Origin of the sequence: Shewanella sp. DAU305 (assembly GCF_026802235.1) — a bacterium.
In the GTDB taxonomy this organism is placed as follows: domain Bacteria; phylum Pseudomonadota; class Gammaproteobacteria; order Enterobacterales; family Shewanellaceae; genus Shewanella; species Shewanella baltica.
In genome coordinates this window covers 105,165-122,959 of the sequence record NZ_CP113808.1, presented here as the reverse complement: position 1 = coordinate 122,959, position 17,795 = coordinate 105,165, and the positions used below count along the sequence as shown (strand labels likewise).

Sequence of the window (17,795 nt, the reverse complement as noted above, 5' to 3'; positions counted from 1 at the left end):
TAAAAAGTACATAGTTGATACGATTATTATGTACCTTAGGTTTAAAAACTGCTTTTCACTAGGAATCGCCATTCCCAACTGTTCACTGACTCGCCGCCCGTGTAAGGAATCGAAAAATCGATATGGGCGACGTTGCCATAGCTGGAGCGAGAGGAATAAATCCGCGCGCCTATACCTATGCTGCCCAGTGGGCCGCTGACTTCGTTATTCTCGGCAAACTGGCCGCCGGAAGCTTGACCCAAATCAGTAAAGACGGCCCAGCCCAATTCAGCCAATTGGTATAAGTTGATGTTGGGGTAATTACGTATCTCGGCGGTCAATAACCACTGATTGTCCCCTTGTTGGTATTCGTTTGGATAACCGCGCACGCCAGTTTCATCCCCCAGCCCTTTGGTCAGATCCAGATAAGTGTTCTGTGAAAGGCTGGCCCATGCCTTGCCGTAGGCTGTCCACTTAGGATTGATTTGATAGAAATACTCGGCTTGGACATCGATCTTGTAAGTGTCTTTTTGGGTTGTACCTATTGTGCTAGTGCCGCCCATTTCTAACAGCCACAGTTGGTCGTCGAACTTATAGCCGCCAGTACTTTGCCAATTGACGTGGTAGCCGACAGGATTGTTATCGCCTATGTCATTGGTTTCTATGCCGAGTTGCACATAGTGATGCCAGCCTAAGTTAAAGTCTTCGTTGTTGGTGATCAGGTGAACGTTATTCAGTACATGGAAATCATCTTGGATAAACTCGTATGCGACCCAAGGGTACATAAAGTCCCTGTCTTGAGGCAGCATCGAATTGGGGTAGAGATCTGAATTGGCAAACTCATGTTTGTCTTGGGTAACACCGGTAATAAAGCGAGAAAGATGCTCACTGTTTTTATTGATTAACCAACCATATTTTAGATTGAGGTAGTCGACTGTGTGTTCGAATTCATTTATATCTTGCCCATTTTGTCGAATCGTATCGATACGGTTATCGTCTAAAAACTCAGCCGAATACATGGTATTGGTATCGAGTGAATAGAAGGGCTTACTGACATAAACGTGTTTCGCTTGGCCGTCGCTATTGTCGTAAAACTCGGCAGCAACTGTGCCGTGTTCGATAATGCTCAGCGGAGCTTCGAACGCAAATTTATAGCCATTGCGGGACTCGTTGGACTGGTACTTGAGTCGAGTGCGAATACCTGTTCCGAGTAAGTTATCTTCTTTAACGCCGAAGGAATAGCGAGTGTCGCCACCTGAACTACTCAGGCTAGCAGTCGGTAATAATGACCAGTTATCCCAGGTTTCGACGACAACGGATTCAACCGTGGGATCGGTATCGGCGAGGGGATCTTTTTCGGCAACATAAATTTTGGCGTCGCGGATATAGGGCACGGCCCGTAATAGCCGTTGCGATTCATCGAGATCTTTCTGGGTGACAGTATCATTTTCGCCGAAGGTCAGTTTATCGAGCACCACGTATTCTTTAGTGTTGATATGCAGGGCGTTCGCCCAGCGGTGGATGAAAAAAGCATCGGGATCGGATTCATCAAAAATAGGATTGTTAACTACGACAATCTTGCTGACTTTTTTGGTTGCTTGAGCCTTTGTTGCGGGATCGGTGAGCTTAGTGTCTTCTGCTTGGGCAGCACTGATCAGGCTGCCAACACAACAAGGTAGGATGCATGCATACTGAATGAATTTCTGCATAAAAGACCACTCCCATGAAATTGACGACTGCAGCGAAAACAATTCCACTCTGCAATTCACAATTTAATAACACATGGAAAGCGGGTGTTAGTCAAGAAAACATTTTAATAAGTTTCTGATTTTACTTAAGGTTAGCTTAAGATTGTCTTGAGGTAGCGGCTGGGCGCGGGCTCCAGCCGAATTCACAATTGTTACAATGTTCGCCTTGGCGGGACAGCGACGTTGGCAAAAATCAATCCTGCGATCAGCGACATAAAAATTAAAAAGATTTGTGAGCCAATATGGGATTGATTGAGCATGGTCTCACCTGAGATTAAGGCATTGAGTCCGATATAGGTTTTACTGCCGGGCACTAAGATGACTATGCCTTGCAACAGGGCGATGGAGGCGGGAGCTTTCATCCAGCGGGCGAAGAGGTTGGAGTAAATCCCGACAGCCAAAGCGCCAAAGAAAATGCCCACCGAATCACCAAAATAATGTCCGCCGAGCATGGCCGAGAAAAACGCCACTATCCCTGCTAATACGCCCCAAGGTGAATCTTGCATCCGTGCCTTGAAGATAAACACTAACGCCATAGATAAAATCGGCACCGCCGACCAAATTGCCCAGCGTGGCAAGCCTTCTGGCTCGATATGAATCGCTTCGCCAAACACGGCTTTACCAATCGCCATGCCGAGCACTGCGCCAAAGTACAGCTTAAACAGCAGCATGCTCGCATCCATGATGCGCGCCGTGCCGGAAATCAAATCCCGCGCGGCGAGTTCGGCTAGACCTAAGGTTAATGCTAAGCCGGGAATAAAAATAATGATCGAGGAGAGGATCACCACCGGGATATTAATGTTGGGATCGATGCGCGCTATGCCGCAGGCGGCGATAGCACAAAGAATGGTGGCGAAGGGTTCGAGCACTTCGGCCATGCGTGCCGAGCGTTCGGCGCGGTATACCAAGCCATAGACGAATAAGCCTAATAAACCCGACCAAAATACATCGTTCCAACCTGTGCCCATTAACATGGCGAAGGCGGCGGCAGAAGTACCAAAGGAAAAACAAGTTAACACTGGGCCATAGGGATTGGGTTTGTTGGCGATTTCTTCTAAGCGGTCTAAGGCCTCGGCCAAAGTGCGCTTGCCCGAAGTTAATTCATCGACTAATTCATCGGTGCGGGCGAGTGAACCTAAATCGAGTTCGCCGGGCTTCACTCGAGCGGCATGGTTATATTCTTGATCTGTATCGTGTTGTAAAACGAAGGTCATCGAAGTTGGCGAGATAAGGAAGTAGCCTTCGATACCTAAGGTGCGCGCAACGGTTTGTAAGTGGGTTTCTAGGCGATAAGCGGGTGTGCCAAACTTATGCAATGCCTTGCCTAGCTTGATGATAAATCTGCGTTTTTCGATAAACTCGTCGTTATCCAATCGGGGTCTTCACTGTATAAAAAGTTGTAGGGATTAACGCGCGCATATTAACCTATCTTGTCTATAAAAGGTTAACGGCTTTTAACCTTAATACAAATAAATTGCTGAATTTTTGCAGCTCGGGCTATAGTCAGCTTTTTGATAAGGGGAAATAGATATGTCTTTGATGGTAACGGGTCTTTACGCTAGCCTCACTGGGCTATTAATTGTCGCTTTAGCCTATCGCGTAGTGAAGGTCAGAAAAAGTCACAAGATTGGCCTAGGGGATGGCGGTAACAATGCGCTTGCCTTAGCGAATCGCGTCCATGTAAACCTGATCGAAAATGCGCCTATCGTATTGATTCTCATGCTGGTGGCCGAAGCCGGTGGCTTACCCGTATTTTATCTCCACTGCTTTGGAACTGTGTGGATAGTGGCGCGTCTGCTCCATGCTATCGGCTTAACCCAAGGCCAAGGCGGTTACCATTTTGGACGTTTCTGGGGCGTATTGCTCACTTGGATAGTGATCATCAGTCTGGCATTGGTGAATTTGCTGCATTTTGCCCAAGGATTAGGAAAGGGTCTCTAGACGCTTGGGATTGGGCGGTCGATTCCGTCCTAAGCCATATCCATAGCGGATTTAGGGGTATTAGGCTTCAGGCTCAAATACCCCGAAAAACGCCTTGATTGATGTTTTTTTAATCGCACTTATCCCTTGTTGCCTGCTATACTCCGCGTCCCTAAATTGGTGTAACTTATTTTCAGTGACGCCTTTATTTGACATTACGTTTTCGGGTCATAATCGATGCAAGTTGAATCCACACTCTTTAGTCATCCCAAGTATTGGGCTACAGGCGACAGTACTGCGCCTTTCTTACCTATGTCCCGCAAGGAGATGGATAAGCTTGGCTGGGATAGCTGTGACATTATCATAGTCACAGGCGACGCTTATGTGGATCACCCAAGCTTTGGCATGGCAGTGATCGGCCGTATGTTAGAGGCCCAAGGTTACCGAGTCGGCATTATTTCCCAGCCCGATTGGTCGAGCAAAGACGCCTTTATGCAATTGGGTCGTCCAAACCTGTTTTTTGGCGTCACCGCCGGCAACATGGATTCGATGATCAACCGTTACACTGCTGACCGTCGCTTACGTTCTGACGATGCTTATACCGCCGGCGATATTGGCGGTAAGCGCCCAGATCGCGCTGTGACTGTGTACACCCAGCGTTGTAAAGAAGCCTTTAAAGATGTGCCTGTGATCATTGGCGGTATTGAAGCCAGTTTGCGCCGCATCGCCCATTACGATTATTGGTCGGACAAAGTGCGTCGCAGTGTGATTTTCGATGCCAAGGCCGACATTCTGATGTACGGCAACGCCGAGCGTCCTTTAGTTGAAGTGGCACGCCGCTTAGCTGCCGGCGAACCGATTAGCTCGCTGCACGATGTGCGCGGCACTGCGGTTATCCGTAAAGAGCCTTTACCCGAATGGCGCGGTATGGACTCGCGTAAGATTGACCAACTGCACAAGATAGAGCCGCTGCCGAATCCTTACGGCGCCGACGATGTGGGTTGTGCTAACTTGTCTGGCCCGTCGGATGTAAAGATATTCGATAACGAAGCCCCTAAGCCAATTAGCGTTCAGCCGCCTAAACCTAAGCCATGGGATAAAACCTATGTGCTGCTGCCCGCGTTTGAAAAAGTCTCTGAAGACAAATATTTATATGCCCATGCTTCACGGATTTTGCACCAAGAGCAAAATCCAGGTTGTGCCCGTGCGTTATTCCAACCCCATGGTGATCGCGCCGTTTGGGTGAATCCGCCCGCATGGCCGCTTAATACCGATGAGATGGATGCCGTATTCGATTTACCTTACCAGCGCATTCCTCATCCTATCTATGGCAAGGAAAAAATCCCTGCCTATGACATGATCAAGACTTCTATCAACATCATGCGTGGTTGCTTTGGTGGTTGTTCTTTCTGTTCGATTACCGAACATGAAGGCCGCATCATTCAGAGTCGCTCACAAGAGTCGATTGTTAAAGAAATCAAAGATATTCAGGAAAAAGTGCCAGGCTTTACTGGAGTGATTTCCGATTTAGGCGGCCCAACCGCCAACATGTATCGTTTAGGTTGTACTAGCGAAAAGGCCGAAAAAACCTGTCGCCGTCTTTCTTGTGTGTTCCCATCGATTTGCGGCCACTTAGGCACAGATCATAAACACACTATCGACCTGTACCGCGCGGCACGTGCGGTACCTGGCATCAAGAAAGTATTGATCGCCTCTGGCGTGCGTTACGACTTGGCAATTGAAGATCCGGCTTACGTTAAAGAGTTAGTGCAGCACCATGTGGGCGGCTACTTAAAAATCGCCCCTGAGCATACGGAAGAAGGTCCGCTCAGCAAGATGATGAAACCTGGCATGGGCGCCTACGATAAGTTTAAAGAATTGTTCGATAAGTTTTCGAAGGAAGCGGGCAAAGAGCAGTTCCTGATCCCTTACTTTATTTCGGCGCATCCGGGCACGACCGACGAAGATATGGTGAACTTAGCGCTGTGGTTGAAGGAACGTAAGTTCAAGCTCGACCAAGTACAGAACTTCTATCCGTCACCGATGGCGAATGCGACCACGATTTATCATACCGAGTTAAACTCGCTGAAAAACGTCAAGCACACCAGCGAAGTGGTCTCTGTGCCGAAGAAAGGGCGTCAACGTCGCTTGCATAAAGCATTGCTGCGTTATCACGATCCTGCGGGTTGGCCATTGATCCGTGAAGGGTTAACTGCCATGGGGCGTGAAGACTTGATCGGCAATAGCCCACATCAATTAGTGCCGCCAGAAGGTCGAAATGAGCGCGGACCTAAGTGGATGAAAGATGCTAACCAAGGCCAAAAAGCCTTTACGCGCTTCTCGGGTAATCAATTCGATGATCGCAAGGGCGATGGCAAATCTAAAGGTACGGCTAAAGGCGGCGCGCAAGCTCAAGTTGGTGCGGAATCAAAACCGGCCAGCAAAGGTGGAAAACCTGCAGCGAATGGCGCTAAGCCAACGGGTTCTAAACCTAGCGGAGCACATTCGAGCCGTCCGGGAGCAAAAGCGCCCTTCGGGCAGTCTGGTTTTAAGGCCGGAGGCTCTCAGGCTAAAAGTAGTGCTAAAGGCAACAATCCATCAAAAAGTGGTGGTAAACCAGCAGGTAAGCCATCCCAAGGTCGCCAACAGGCTAAGTAATCACTTTTAGCTATCACAATAATGTACAAAGGCCGCTCCAGACATAAGTTAGGAGCGGCCTAGCTAGCACTATCATCCCGCAATACTCTCCTTTTTTACAATCCTTTTTGATTTCGCCACAATTTTGCCAGTATGTTTGCCTTAGCTCAGTCTGAAATAAGTTAATGTATATACGGGCTAGCACTTGAGCTTTTTGTTATCAGCCCCTCATCATCTTTACCGATAAATGCTTACAATGAGCGGCGCCGCGATAAAAGAGTCCTAACTGGTATCGCAGGGCGAACTATTATAAAATCTCGTCTGATGCTTATGTCTACTATTTGTTTATATTCGATATTTTAGCTATACATCTCACCCATATCCGCGGTTCGTCAACTAACATTAGATACTATGAATAAAAAGCGTAGACCCACTCTTCAAGACGTTGCCGATCAAGTTGGGGTCACCAAAATGACGGTGAGCCGCTATTTAAAAAATCCAACAAGGGTGGCACAAAGCACTCAAGAAAAGATTGCGATCGCATTAGAAACATTAGGTTATATACCTAATCGTGCGCCGGAAATTTTGGCGCAAGCAACCAGTCGCGCCATTGGCGTATTAGTGCCGTCGTTAACCAACCAAGTGTTTGCCGAAGTGCTGCGCGGTATCGAGAATGTGACCGGTAAACGCGGTTATCAAACCATGCTGGCTCACTACGGATATCAGGCAGAATTAGAAGAGGAGCGGGTGGCATCACTGCTTTCTTACAATATTGATGGCTTACTTTTATCCGAAAGTTACCACACGCCGCGTACCGTGCGAATGATTGAAACGGCGGGCATTCCGGTCATTGAAATGATGGATAGTGTGTCGCCTTCAATTCAACAGTGTGTGGGGTTCGATAACACAGCTGCCGCATACGAAATGGTTAAAGCCATGATTGCACAGGGCTATCGCCACATTGCTTATCTAGGCGCGCGCATGGACATTCGCACTCAGCTTAAGATGCGAGGCTACGAGTTAGCGATGCAGGAAGCCAAGCTCACACCTTTGACGATGACCACCAATGAGGCTTCATCGTTTTCCTTGGGGGCGTCGTTATTGCAACAAACCTTAGCGAAATATCCCTATGTGGATAGCTTTTTCTGCACTAACGATGATCTAGCGGCGGGGGTGATATTTGAGTGTCAAAGACAAGGCATTAAGATCCCAGAACAAATAGGCGTTGCAGGGTTTCATGGCCATGATATAGGGCAATCCATGACGCCAAAATTGGCGAGCATTATTACCCCGAGAAAGGAGATCGGTCGAATTGCTGCCACTGAGTTATTAGACCGATTAAATGGCAAAGAGATAGCCGAATCTGTTATCGATCTGGGCTATCGTATTGATCTAGGGGAAACATTGTAGACTTCCCCTCGATCTTTCGCTTAACGGCTAATGCCTAATGTTTTTGATCTCTGGCTAGCGTTAGAGAAACGCTGAGATGATGACTGCAACTATGCCGCCCGTCGTGCCAATAATGGTTTCCATTACCGTCCACGTTTGCAGCGTTTGTTTTTCTGACAATCCAAGAAAACGGTTAGCGAGCCAGAAGCCTGAGTCATTAACGTGCGAGAGCACAATCGAACCACCGCCAATGGCAATCGTAATCGCCGCCAATTGAGCACCATCTAAGTTTAGTGGTTCAAGTATCGGGATGATAAGGCCGCAAGCCGTTAACATAGCCACGGTTGCCGACCCTTGGATCACGCGCACCGAAGCCGACAAAATAAATGCCAGTATCACAATCGGTAATCCCGAACCTGCCAGCATATTCCCTAACGCATCGCCGACACCCGAATCAATCAGCACTTGCTTGAACACGCCGCCAGCACCGGTGACGAGAATAATAACCCCCGCAGGTTGGAGCGCACTGCTGCAGATTTCCATGATGCGATCATTGGGAATGTTACGTCTCACGCCCAGCACATAGAATGCGATTAAACAGGCCAGCAAAATGGCGGTGAAAGGATGACCTATCAAGGCGAGCCAATTATGCAGATCGGATTTTTCATCAATAAAGCGCGACACCACCGTCTTCAAACCGATAAGCAGCAGTGGAAAAATCACAATACTGATTGATAGCGCGAATGAGGGGATAGGTCCACCTTCTCGTTCACCTTTTTCTTGCTGCTCGTGGGCTGGCAGCTCAACATGGACTTTTTGCGAGATGAGACTGGCAAAGAGTGGGCCGCCAAGAATCATCGCAGGAATCGATGCCAGCAGGCCGAAGACTATCATGTAGCCAAAGTCGGCATTGAGCTGTGAAGCAACTAAAATTGGCCCAGGTGCAGGGATAAGAAACGCCTGACAGGTGGCAATACCCGCGAGCAACGAAATACCAATTTTAACGACGCTGCCGCCCCCTTTACGAACTACGGCAAAGGCGATGCCAATCAGCAGTACCACAGCAACGTCGAAGAAGAGGGGTAGCGCACAGATAAAGCCAGTAAAGGTCATCGCCCAGTGGGCTTTGTCGTTACCAAATTTATTCAGCAGTGTATGGGCTATCTGATCTAGTGCACCAGTCTCTTCCATGACGCGACCAAACATCGCCCCCAAAGCGACCACCACCGCCACAAAGCCTAGTGTTCCCCCCATACCTTGTTGAATAGTATTGGTAATATCGGCTGGGTTCATGCCAGAGAAAAGACCGGCAATGATCGACACCAGTATCAGTGATACCACTGCATGTAATCTCACTTTCATCACTAAGAACAGTAGCAGGGCAATTGAACCCAGCGCTGTCAGAATCAATGACATATCAGACATAAGAGGACTTTTCCTTGTTAGTTAAGTTGTCCACATTTTTGTAGGTTACCGGTAACATGTTACCCGTAATATGGTAGAGTGGGAAGTGACTAAATTCGAGAATTGGCATGAGGTTAACAAAGTGACTGAGAGAAAAAAAGGCAATAGCTATGTGTTCATGGGCGTCTCTAGTTGTGGCAAATCTTCGATTGGTGCTGCGGTCGCAAAGGCGTTAGAAACTAAATTTATCGATGGTGATGACCTGCATCCTAGAGCCAATATTATCAAGATGAAATCTGGCTCACCGCTTAACGATAGCGATCGCGCTCCTTGGCTTGAGCGCATCAACGATGCTGTGTATAGCATTGAACAAAAAGGTGAACAGGGGGTGATTATCTGCTCTGCGCTGCGTCGTCAGTATCGTGACTTAATCCGTCAGAACAACAGTAAGCTGGTGTTTATTCATCTATATGGTGATTTTGAATTAGTCAAAGAACGCATGTTTGCCAGAAAAGCCCACTTCATGCCGATTGAGCTACTTAAGAGTCAGTTCGATACGCTGGAGATGCCCGCGACCGATGAAGCTGACGTTATCCAAGTTAGCATAGATGGCACTTTCGAAGAGGTGGTACAGCGCTGTATTCAGGCGATAAATGGCGAAGCATAAGCATAAGTTGGTCATTGGAGCTTAACGCGCGGCTTGGCTGCTTTATCATGATGTTGCAGATTAGCCTTTAAAGCGAAGGGGGAGCTGAACGACAGTCGTCGGCATTAATAAGTGACGCTGAAGGTCGAAGCAAATCTGGAGCTAGCCGCTCGACATTGAAAAAAAACCACTCCAGAAACTGACTTGGAGTGGCGTAGAGATAATGGTAAGCCTGCGGTACCATCCAATGAGTGTTACGGCGAGCGTTTGTAGACGAAACGTGCGCCGCACCTCAGCCTCAAATAAGCTCACGCATATGAGCGATGACGCGAGCTGCCTGTCCTGCAAAACATGGTTAATTCAACATGTGGCTAAAACAGCCACTGAAGACTGTTACTTAAAACAGTTCTGCCACATGCGACCAAGGAATGCCAAAGTCGAATAAGCGCTTTAGCAACCTTGGTTAAATTCCCTTAAGCCTTAAAAGAAGTAATTAATCCCGACTGCGAAGCTGTTGTCTTCCTGTGCTTCGAGTGCGGCATCATCCATGTCACTGAAATCTAACTTCATTTCGGCAAACATCACAGTGTCGTTACTGTAGCGATAGTGCAGTCCCAGCATGGCAAATTGGCGGGTCCATTTACCTTGGATAGGCGTAGTTGCATCTGTGTCTAAATCTAAATAACTGAGCACGACCATAGGCACAAAACCGTTGTCGAATTGATAGGCTGTCATCAACTCGGCACCAGTGGCGTCGTAGAGATCACCATTGACCAGTTCATTACTCTTACTTTGGTGAGCGTTAAAACCCACATAAAGACCGCTGGCTTCGCGTCCTTCTGCATAGTGATAGTAGTCACCGTACATGGCACCAATGCCAATAATTTCATTGGTCTCATCGACTTGGGTATTACCTAAGTGGCCTTCAAAATCACCGCGGTTAAAGCCTGCGAGTAGCTTGAATTTGTCGGTTGCCGCATAAGTGATGCTGGCGCCGTAACTGCTGTCGAAGCTCAACTCAGAGTTACTCATTTCGCTGCCGTCATCATTTTTTAAGCTGACATCGCCATTGGTTTTGGCTGCATATTGCAAGGCGATTTGCACTGGGCCGACACTATTGCGGTAAATAAAGGCGGAGTCGGCACGGCCAGTGCCAGTGAGGCCGCCATCGCCAAAGGTGTAAGCACCAACGCTGTAACCTGCGAAAACGTTGGGTAAATCTGTGGTGCCGGCGACATCGTAATAGGCGCCCCATTGTTTACCGAAGCTCAAACTCCCCCAGACATCGTGGGACATGCCGACATAACCTAAGCGGTTATAGAGAAAATCATCGGTCTTTTCGGCGGCGAGTTTGCCCCCTTGCATCACTAGGCCATCGTCGCTGGAGACCATATTGATCCCCCATTCTGTGGTGGCGAAGGCGGTCCAGCCGTTTCTCTCACTGCGCTCGAAGCTAAATCTTAAGCGTGAAGAATCGTCGATAACCGAGGTATCGTGGCTGTCATTCAGGGCGGCAAACCCCAACCAACCTGTTAAATCTAATGTGTTTTTTTGATCTTTATAAAGCTCAACCGCCTGACTGCTGGTGGCCGTTAATAGCATAGGTAACACTAAGGCGAGACAAGTCTTATTCATAAATCCCCCGATAATGAGCAAGTATTCTCCAGGGGATCATAGGCTTGGCCTATGATCCCTGAGTAACCGTTCTTTTAGATGGTGTAATTAATCGTTTTCGATAATGCGCTAGCCGGATTTAGGCTGGACGCGTATCGGCAACGGGTGCTTTGTTTGAGATCACGCCGAAGATAGTCCAACCGAAGAAGGTGGCCATGGCGCCAAGCATTACAGCGGTTTCGCCTGAGCTATACAGGGCATAGAAGCTATATAAGGCACCGATCACGGCAATCACGTTGGCAATACGGGCTTTATTAACTGGTACTTTTTGCTGTCTTTGCATTATGCCAAGGGCGGCCATCGATAGGATGTAAGGCACAATGTTGGTGACGACGGCGAGGTTAACGAGTGCTTCGAACTGTTTGCTCAGTGATGGGCTAATAGTCATCAGAGATAAAACGGTTTGAATACAAACGATAATGGTCATACCCCAAATTGGCGCATCGGCTTTACTGACTTTAGAGAAGATTTTAGGGAAGAATCCTTCATCTGCAGAGGCTTTAAACACTTGGGCAATAGTGAACTGCCAACCTAGCAGCGAGCCAGTACAAGAGATAATGGCGCAGGCCATCACGATTTTACCGACCACAGGGTTAAACATCTGCGCGAAGGCTAAACCGAAGGGCGCGTTTGACATGGCAAGTTCGGCGTTTGGCACAATACCGGCAATGACGTTAGTAGAGACGATATAAATTACCGCCGCGCCTAAAGTACCGCCCATTACTGCGATAGGGACGTTTTTCTCTGGATTATCGACGGCTTCTGAGTTGGCACAGGCCGATTCTAAACCAAGGAATGCCCACAAAGTCATCGCGATAGAACCGCCTAACGCTTTGAAGAATGGCATATCATGCGGGTTCCATGCACCTTTGTAGAGGTCGATGTCGAACCAGAACCAACCAATTAACGACACGCCAATCACGGGTAGAATAATCCCCCACACAGTCACGCTACTCACACGACCTGTGATACGGGCACCACCGAAGTTAGCAATCGTTGCCAGCCAAAGCACGCCAACGGTTGCAAGACAAATGGCCATCGGGCTTAGGTTTACATCGAGCAGCACGGCGGCATAACCCACGGCTGAGATCGCAATGGCGACGTTGGCGATAAGCAGCGAAACGGCATAGGTGTAGTTAGCCATAAAGTTGCCTGAGCGGCCGAAGGCATATTCGGCATAACCGCCCATACCACCGGATTTCTTACTGAACATACCGCACTTGGCAAAAGCGTAGGCGAGGGCAGTTGAACCCGCCGCTGTGACTAACCAAGATAAAATCGAAATAGTACCGACTTGAGCTAATTGGGTTGGCAGCATAATAATGCCCGAACCCATCATGTTGACTATGGTGATAATAGTTAATTGGACGACGCCAATTTTATTTTCTGATTTACTCATACTAATAACCTAATGTAGGTGACTTATTATAGGGAGTATGAAATTGACTGCAGAGCGGGGTTAATAAACTCTGCAGTCAGTCTTCATTATTTATTTAGTACATAGCCCATTGCTTGAATTTTGCCGTCAGGAGTGTTTTCGAGATAAACACCTTGTAGTTCTGGCGAGAATCCAGGTAATAAGTTGATACCTTCTTCGAGAGCTTGGAAATAACGTTGAACAGAGCCACCCCATATTTCACCTGGTACCATACATAGCACACCTGGTGGATAAGGAAGTGCGCCTTCTGCAGCAATTCTTCCCTCAATTTGTGATAGCGGGACTAATTCGACTTTGCCACGAATGAATTCTAGGTTTGCTTCCTGTGGGTCCATCACTTTGGTTGGGAAATGCGCTTTACGGAACATTTCTTTCTGCAGTTGTTTTACATCATGGCTGACATAAAGATTGTGCATTTCTTGGCAAAGTTGGCGGATGGTATAGTCTTGATAGCGCGCTTTATTCGCGTTATAGACGTTAGGTAAAACTTCAGATAATGGCGCATCTTCATCGACTAATTTCTCGAATCGAGATATTTGCGATACCAGATGTTGCATCTTGGCCATATCTTCCGCAGGCGTCATCAGGAATAAAATCGAATTTAAGTCGCACTTCTCAGGAATAATATTATTTTCCCGTAAGAAGTTAGCCAAAATAGTTGCTGGAATACCAAAGTCGGTATATTTACCGGTTTCTACATCTATGCCTGGTGTTGTTAATAGGAACTTACAAGGGTCAACGAAGTATTGGCCTTTGTCATAACCTTCGAAGGAGTGCCATTTCTGACCGGGTTCGAATTCGAAGAAACGTAAGTCATCGGCCATTTGCTCAGTTTCATAGTCTTGCCATAGGCGACCATCTATCATGGTTGGCACGAATGGCTTGATATATTTACACTTTTTCAGCAGTAGCTTACGTGCTTCGATGCCGGCTTTTACCGCTTCGCGCCACAGGTAACGACCGCTTGCGCCTTCATGCATTTTCGCGTTCACATCTAGCGCCGCAAATAATGGATAAAAGGGGCTGGTAGAGGCATGCATCATAAAGGCGTTGTTGAAGCGTTTATGGTTGCAATATCTATCTTGTCCTTTGATATGTTTATCTTTTTTATGGATTTGCGATGTTTGCGAGAAGCCCGCCTGCTGTTTATGCACCGACTGAGTCACGATAATGCCAGGATCTTCAGCGGTCAGTTCGAGCAAGAGTGGCGAGCAGTCATTCATCATAGGGATGAACTGTTCGTAACCGACCCAAGCCGAGTCAAACAAGACGTAATCACACAGATGACCAATTTTATCAATCACTTGGCGAGCATTGTAGATAGTGCCGTCATAGGTGCCGAGTTGGATTATCGCTAAACGGAAGGGGCGTTTTTCATCGGCTCTTTCTGGGGCGACTTCGCGAATTTGATCTCTTAAATAGGACTCTTGGAAGCAATGAGCGTCGATGCCACCAATAAATCCGAAGGGATTACGTGCGGTTTCTAAATAAACGGGTGTTGCACCAGCTTGGATTAACGCGCCATGGTGGTTTGATTTGTGGTTATTGCGGTCGAATAATACTAGGTCACCTTTAGCAAGCAGCGCATTGGTCGCCACTTTATTTGAAGATGAAGTCCCGTTAAGTACAAAGTAGGTTTTATCGGCATTAAAGACTTTGGCAGCATATTTCTGCGCTGCCAGTGGTGCGCCTTCATGGATCAATAAATCACCCAATTTGACGTCGGCATTACACATGTCGGCGCGGAAAATCGTTTCGCCAAAAAAGTCGAAGAACTGACGACCCACAGGATGTTTACGGAAGAATTGTCCGCCTTGGTGACCTGGACAAGCAAAGGTGGAATTACCCATTTCAACGTACTTTTTCAGTGTGCCGAAGAAAGGAGGTAATAGCGCTTGCTCATATTTATCGACCGCAGTTTCAACCTGTTTTCCGTAGAAGTCAGTGTTATCGCCGCAGAGTTCAAATACCCCAGTAATAGATGAGCAAACATCGTCTGGGAAAGTTTCTTCGCAGCAAACTGAAACGAAAATCGGTAGTTTCAATCCGGTGTTTTTAATCTTTTCAACAATACCATTTCTAACATCATCAACAGAGACTACAGCCGCGCCCACATCGCAAAAATCTGTGGTTAATACATTGACGACTTCTCTGTCGATATCGAAACAAGATCTAACAGATAAGCTAGCGGCTACTTTTAATGATTTCATAGTTAATTTCCCTTTTACTTTTTAAAAAATAGATACAAGTGTGCCTATACCTAATTAAAAACATTAATGGCATAAAAATTAGATATAGCTATTCCGTGCGCAGGTTAGATGTGGTTATGCAATGTCGCGAAATAAATAAAAGTTAAAATATATTTATTGGGCGTGCAAATAGCTTAGCCGCAGTAAAACTGCACTGATAAAAGAATGCTTTGATAGTGACGCAAGATAATAAACCAAAAAAAGACAGTACATTAAGTGTTTGCAAAAATTAGAGCAATAGCACTTTAGACCTGTTTGTTGGCCTACTACCTGCGCTGAGATTAGCGGAGGAAGATAAAGGAGTGATCGAAATAGTCACGTTGACTAGGCATCATGATATGCCGCGTGCGCCGGATATGCGCCATGATTTTAGATTTCCTCTTCATATACGACTCCATTATGACTTAGAGAAAATAGTTAGGTTTTATTACGGAGTGAAGTTTATATGTGAGTTATAAATAAAATCATGACCTATGTCTTACTTTTTAATATTCAGTGCTTAAATTTAACTTATTTAATCGATATTAAACTGAGTCAATCATACTTAAGTATCTTTATCTAAATTATGAAAGTAAATATTGTCAGTGTTATTTAAATAATGATTTTTGCATAAAACATCTTATTCTTTTTTTCTGATTTTAATTAAAGGGCTGTAGTAATAAGCTTCTTGATTTATACCGTACGACGAACTTGCATGGTTATGCATAAATTCTCTTTACAGAATCACATGCATGCTTAAAGATTGCAAAAATGACAGTTTTTTTCTCACATTTGAGCATTTGGGGCAGAAAGTTGCCGTTTTAGGGCAGATGTGATCTTTTGGATTGACGTAAATTAGTCAGGTCGAAACATCAATGGGAGATAGACATGAATAAATGGTGGCTAGGGGCGAGTTTAGTATTGGGCTTATTTGGACAGGCACATGCTATGACGTTAACGAGCAAAGATATGAGCGAGGGCAATAAACTCACATCGCAATTAGTATTTAATGGTTTCGGTTGCCAAGGTGAAAACATTTCGCCGCAACTGACTTGGACTGAAGTACCTGCGGGGACGAAAGCGTTTGCGGTGACGGCTTATGATCCTGATGCGCCAACGGGCAGCGGTTGGTGGCACTGGGCGGTATATAACTTACCCGCAGCGCAAACATCATTGGCGCAGGGCGCGGGCTCGCATGCTGATGCACTGCCTAAAGGCGCTATCGCTTTGAAGAACGACTTCGGCACCACTGACTTTAGTGGTGCTTGTCCGCCCGAAGGTCATGGCGTACATAGGTATGAATTCACTGTGTGGGCATTGCCCAGTGCATTAGATCTGCCAAAGGACGCTAGCCCTGCATTATTAGGCTTTATGCTCAGAGCACAAGCCTTAGGTAGCGCCAAGTTGACTGCGGTATATAACCGATAATCCATTGATAATTAGGCTGGTGTCATGATCCGTTTGTTTGAATATGATTCGAAGCAGGCACAATCTTTATCTCAAGTACCTGTGCATCAGCCGTCAATTATTCGGGTTATCCATGGGGAAAAGTCTTTACTCTGGCAAGATGAATCCGTTTTGGTGGGCCAAGGTCAGTTACTGTTAATTCCTGCGGGTTCGCATATCAGCTTTGTGAATCGGCCTTTTCTTGGGCGCTATCGGGCGGTGCAGTTATTACTTCCCCACGATTTACCCCAAGGGATTTTATCGAGCACGGCCGATTGGCGCGATCCTATGCCAGTCCAAAACGTATCGCGCGCGGTGGACTTAGCTTGGAATGCGTTATTACAGAGTTTGAGCTTGTCTCTGGCTGATTCTGTTCAGCTGCATTATCTGGCTGCGTTACTGCTCAGTTTGCCTGATAAACGCAGTGTGAACTGGTTGTATGGCCACACGCAACGCAGCGTGACTCAAGCGGCCTTGGCTTTGATGAGCGTGAGTCCTTCGGCGCCATGGCAGCAGGAGGAGATTGCCGACAAGTTACACATGAGCACGGCCAGCCTTAGGCGTAAATTGGCGTTAGAAGACACCAGTTTTAGGCAGTTGTTAGTCGAAGTCCGGCTGAGCCATGGTTTGGCCATGCTGCAAAACTCGGGCGAGCCATTACTACAAGTGGCCTTAGCCTGTGGTTATCAATCGGCGGAAAAGTTTTCCTTACGTTTTAAGCAACAATTTGGCCTGACCCCTGCGGCTTATCGTCGTACACTGTGAGGAGAAATAGATTGATACTCAAACAATCTCAAGCTGCAGGAGCGATATAATGGCGGATGAGCAATTTACCGACAGCGGATTTTGGAACAAGGTTAAACTCTTTAGCCGTCAGGCGGGCAGGGAAGTGATCGAGCGTGCCCTGTGGCTTTATTATGCGGCGCAGCAGCCAAATACGCCTAAATGGGCCAAGTCTGTCATCTTCGGTGCCTTGGCGTATTTTATTTCCCCTTTAGATGCGATCCCCGATCTCACGCCTTTAGTGGGCTTTACCGATGACTTAGGTGCGCTTGCCGCCGCTTTGACTATGGTGACCTTATATATTGATGACGAAGTGAAATCCCTCGCGGCGGATAAACTAGCGCTCTGGTTTGGCGATAAACCGACGGAACCTAAGGCTTAAGCCTAATGTGCTCGACAAGACCTATGTGATGCTAAATTGCGCTAAAAATATGATTTTATTAGGAGTCGTTGATTTGGTTTTTACTTAGATTTTCTGGGGTAAAAATATTTTTTTGCAAACG

14 protein-coding genes are annotated in these 17,795 nt (G+C 46.9%); 7 read left to right on the top strand and 7 right to left on the bottom strand.

What is annotated here, in order from left to right:
* Nucleotides 1-41: 41 nt before the first annotated feature.
* Both OX890_RS00475 and OX890_RS00470 read right to left on the bottom strand, forming a co-directional pair.
* Nucleotides 42-1,688 carry a hypothetical protein gene (locus OX890_RS00475; RefSeq protein WP_268649913.1) on the bottom strand — a complete coding sequence of 549 codons (1,647 nt, stop codon included), beginning with the start codon at nt 1,686-1,688 and terminating at the stop codon, nt 42-44.
* Nucleotides 1,689-1,879: 191 nt separating this feature from the next.
* A complete protein-coding gene (locus OX890_RS00470) occupies nt 1,880-3,100 on the bottom strand; it encodes a threonine/serine ThrE exporter family protein (protein ID WP_268649912.1) in 1,221 nt (406 codons plus the stop codon).
* A gap of 157 nt (nt 3,101-3,257) precedes the next feature.
* On the opposite strand from OX890_RS00470, the gene OX890_RS00465 reads away from it, so the two are divergent.
* The 3 genes from OX890_RS00465 (at nt 3,258) to gntR (ending at nt 7,694) form a co-directional block, all read left to right on the top strand.
* Nucleotides 3,258-3,668 carry an MAPEG family protein gene (locus OX890_RS00465; protein ID WP_063884632.1) on the top strand — a complete coding sequence of 137 codons (411 nt, stop codon included), beginning with the start codon at nt 3,258-3,260 and terminating at the stop codon, nt 3,666-3,668.
* Between the two features lie 216 nt (nt 3,669-3,884).
* Entirely contained in the window at nt 3,885-6,305 is a 2,421-nt protein-coding gene (locus OX890_RS00460; protein ID WP_107946278.1) for a YgiQ family radical SAM protein, read from the top strand.
* 390 nt (nt 6,306-6,695) lie between these two features.
* The gene (gene gntR, locus OX890_RS00455; RefSeq protein WP_268649911.1) at nt 6,696-7,694 is read left to right on the top strand and encodes a gluconate operon transcriptional repressor GntR; all 999 of its coding nucleotides are present in this window, start codon (nt 6,696-6,698) and stop codon (nt 7,692-7,694) included.
* A 60-nt stretch (nt 7,695-7,754) separates the two neighbouring features.
* Here gntR and gntU read toward each other — a convergent pair whose 3' ends face one another.
* The gene (gntU, locus tag OX890_RS00450) at nt 7,755-9,098 is read right to left on the bottom strand and encodes a gluconate transporter (protein ID WP_006083518.1); all 1,344 of its coding nucleotides are present in this window, start codon (nt 9,096-9,098) and stop codon (nt 7,755-7,757) included.
* An 85-nt stretch (nt 9,099-9,183) separates the two neighbouring features.
* On the opposite strand from gntU, the gene OX890_RS00445 reads away from it, so the two are divergent.
* Nucleotides 9,184-9,744 carry a gluconokinase gene (locus tag OX890_RS00445; RefSeq protein ID WP_268649910.1) on the top strand — a complete coding sequence of 187 codons (561 nt, stop codon included), beginning with the start codon at nt 9,184-9,186 and terminating at the stop codon, nt 9,742-9,744.
* A gap of 459 nt (nt 9,745-10,203) precedes the next feature.
* Here OX890_RS00445 and OX890_RS00440 read toward each other — a convergent pair whose 3' ends face one another.
* The 4 genes from OX890_RS00440 to speFL all read right to left on the bottom strand — a co-directional run bounded on the left by OX890_RS00440 (nt 10,204) and on the right by speFL (nt 15,449).
* Nucleotides 10,204-11,358, bottom strand: a complete 1,155-nt coding sequence (locus OX890_RS00440) for a porin (RefSeq protein WP_259574339.1) — start codon at nt 11,356-11,358, stop codon at nt 10,204-10,206.
* Between the two features lie 118 nt (nt 11,359-11,476).
* Nucleotides 11,477-12,796: a putrescine-ornithine antiporter gene (gene potE / locus OX890_RS00435; protein WP_071940644.1), complete on the bottom strand. Its 1,320-nt coding sequence runs from the start codon at nt 12,794-12,796 to the stop codon at nt 11,477-11,479.
* A gap of 86 nt (nt 12,797-12,882) precedes the next feature.
* The gene (speF, locus tag OX890_RS00430; protein ID WP_011848112.1) at nt 12,883-15,045 is read right to left on the bottom strand and encodes an ornithine decarboxylase SpeF; all 2,163 of its coding nucleotides are present in this window, start codon (nt 15,043-15,045) and stop codon (nt 12,883-12,885) included.
* A gap of 320 nt (nt 15,046-15,365) precedes the next feature.
* Nucleotides 15,366-15,449 (bottom strand): leader peptide SpeFL, encoded by an 84-nt coding sequence (speFL, locus tag OX890_RS21175; RefSeq protein WP_224022194.1) that lies wholly within the window; start codon nt 15,447-15,449, stop codon nt 15,366-15,368.
* Between the two features lie 502 nt (nt 15,450-15,951).
* Between speFL and OX890_RS00425 the strand changes: the two genes are divergently transcribed.
* From OX890_RS00425 to OX890_RS00415, 3 genes are read left to right on the top strand one after another with little or no spacing between them, the layout of a single operon-like run.
* A complete protein-coding gene (locus OX890_RS00425) occupies nt 15,952-16,491 on the top strand; it encodes a YbhB/YbcL family Raf kinase inhibitor-like protein (RefSeq protein WP_268649909.1) in 540 nt (179 codons plus the stop codon).
* 24 nt (nt 16,492-16,515) lie between these two features.
* Nucleotides 16,516-17,274 carry a helix-turn-helix transcriptional regulator gene (locus OX890_RS00420; RefSeq protein ID WP_006083510.1) on the top strand — a complete coding sequence of 253 codons (759 nt, stop codon included), beginning with the start codon at nt 16,516-16,518 and terminating at the stop codon, nt 17,272-17,274.
* Between the two features lie 49 nt (nt 17,275-17,323).
* The gene (locus tag OX890_RS00415; RefSeq protein ID WP_261273303.1) at nt 17,324-17,674 is read left to right on the top strand and encodes a YkvA family protein; all 351 of its coding nucleotides are present in this window, start codon (nt 17,324-17,326) and stop codon (nt 17,672-17,674) included.
* Nucleotides 17,675-17,795 lie beyond the last annotated feature (121 nt).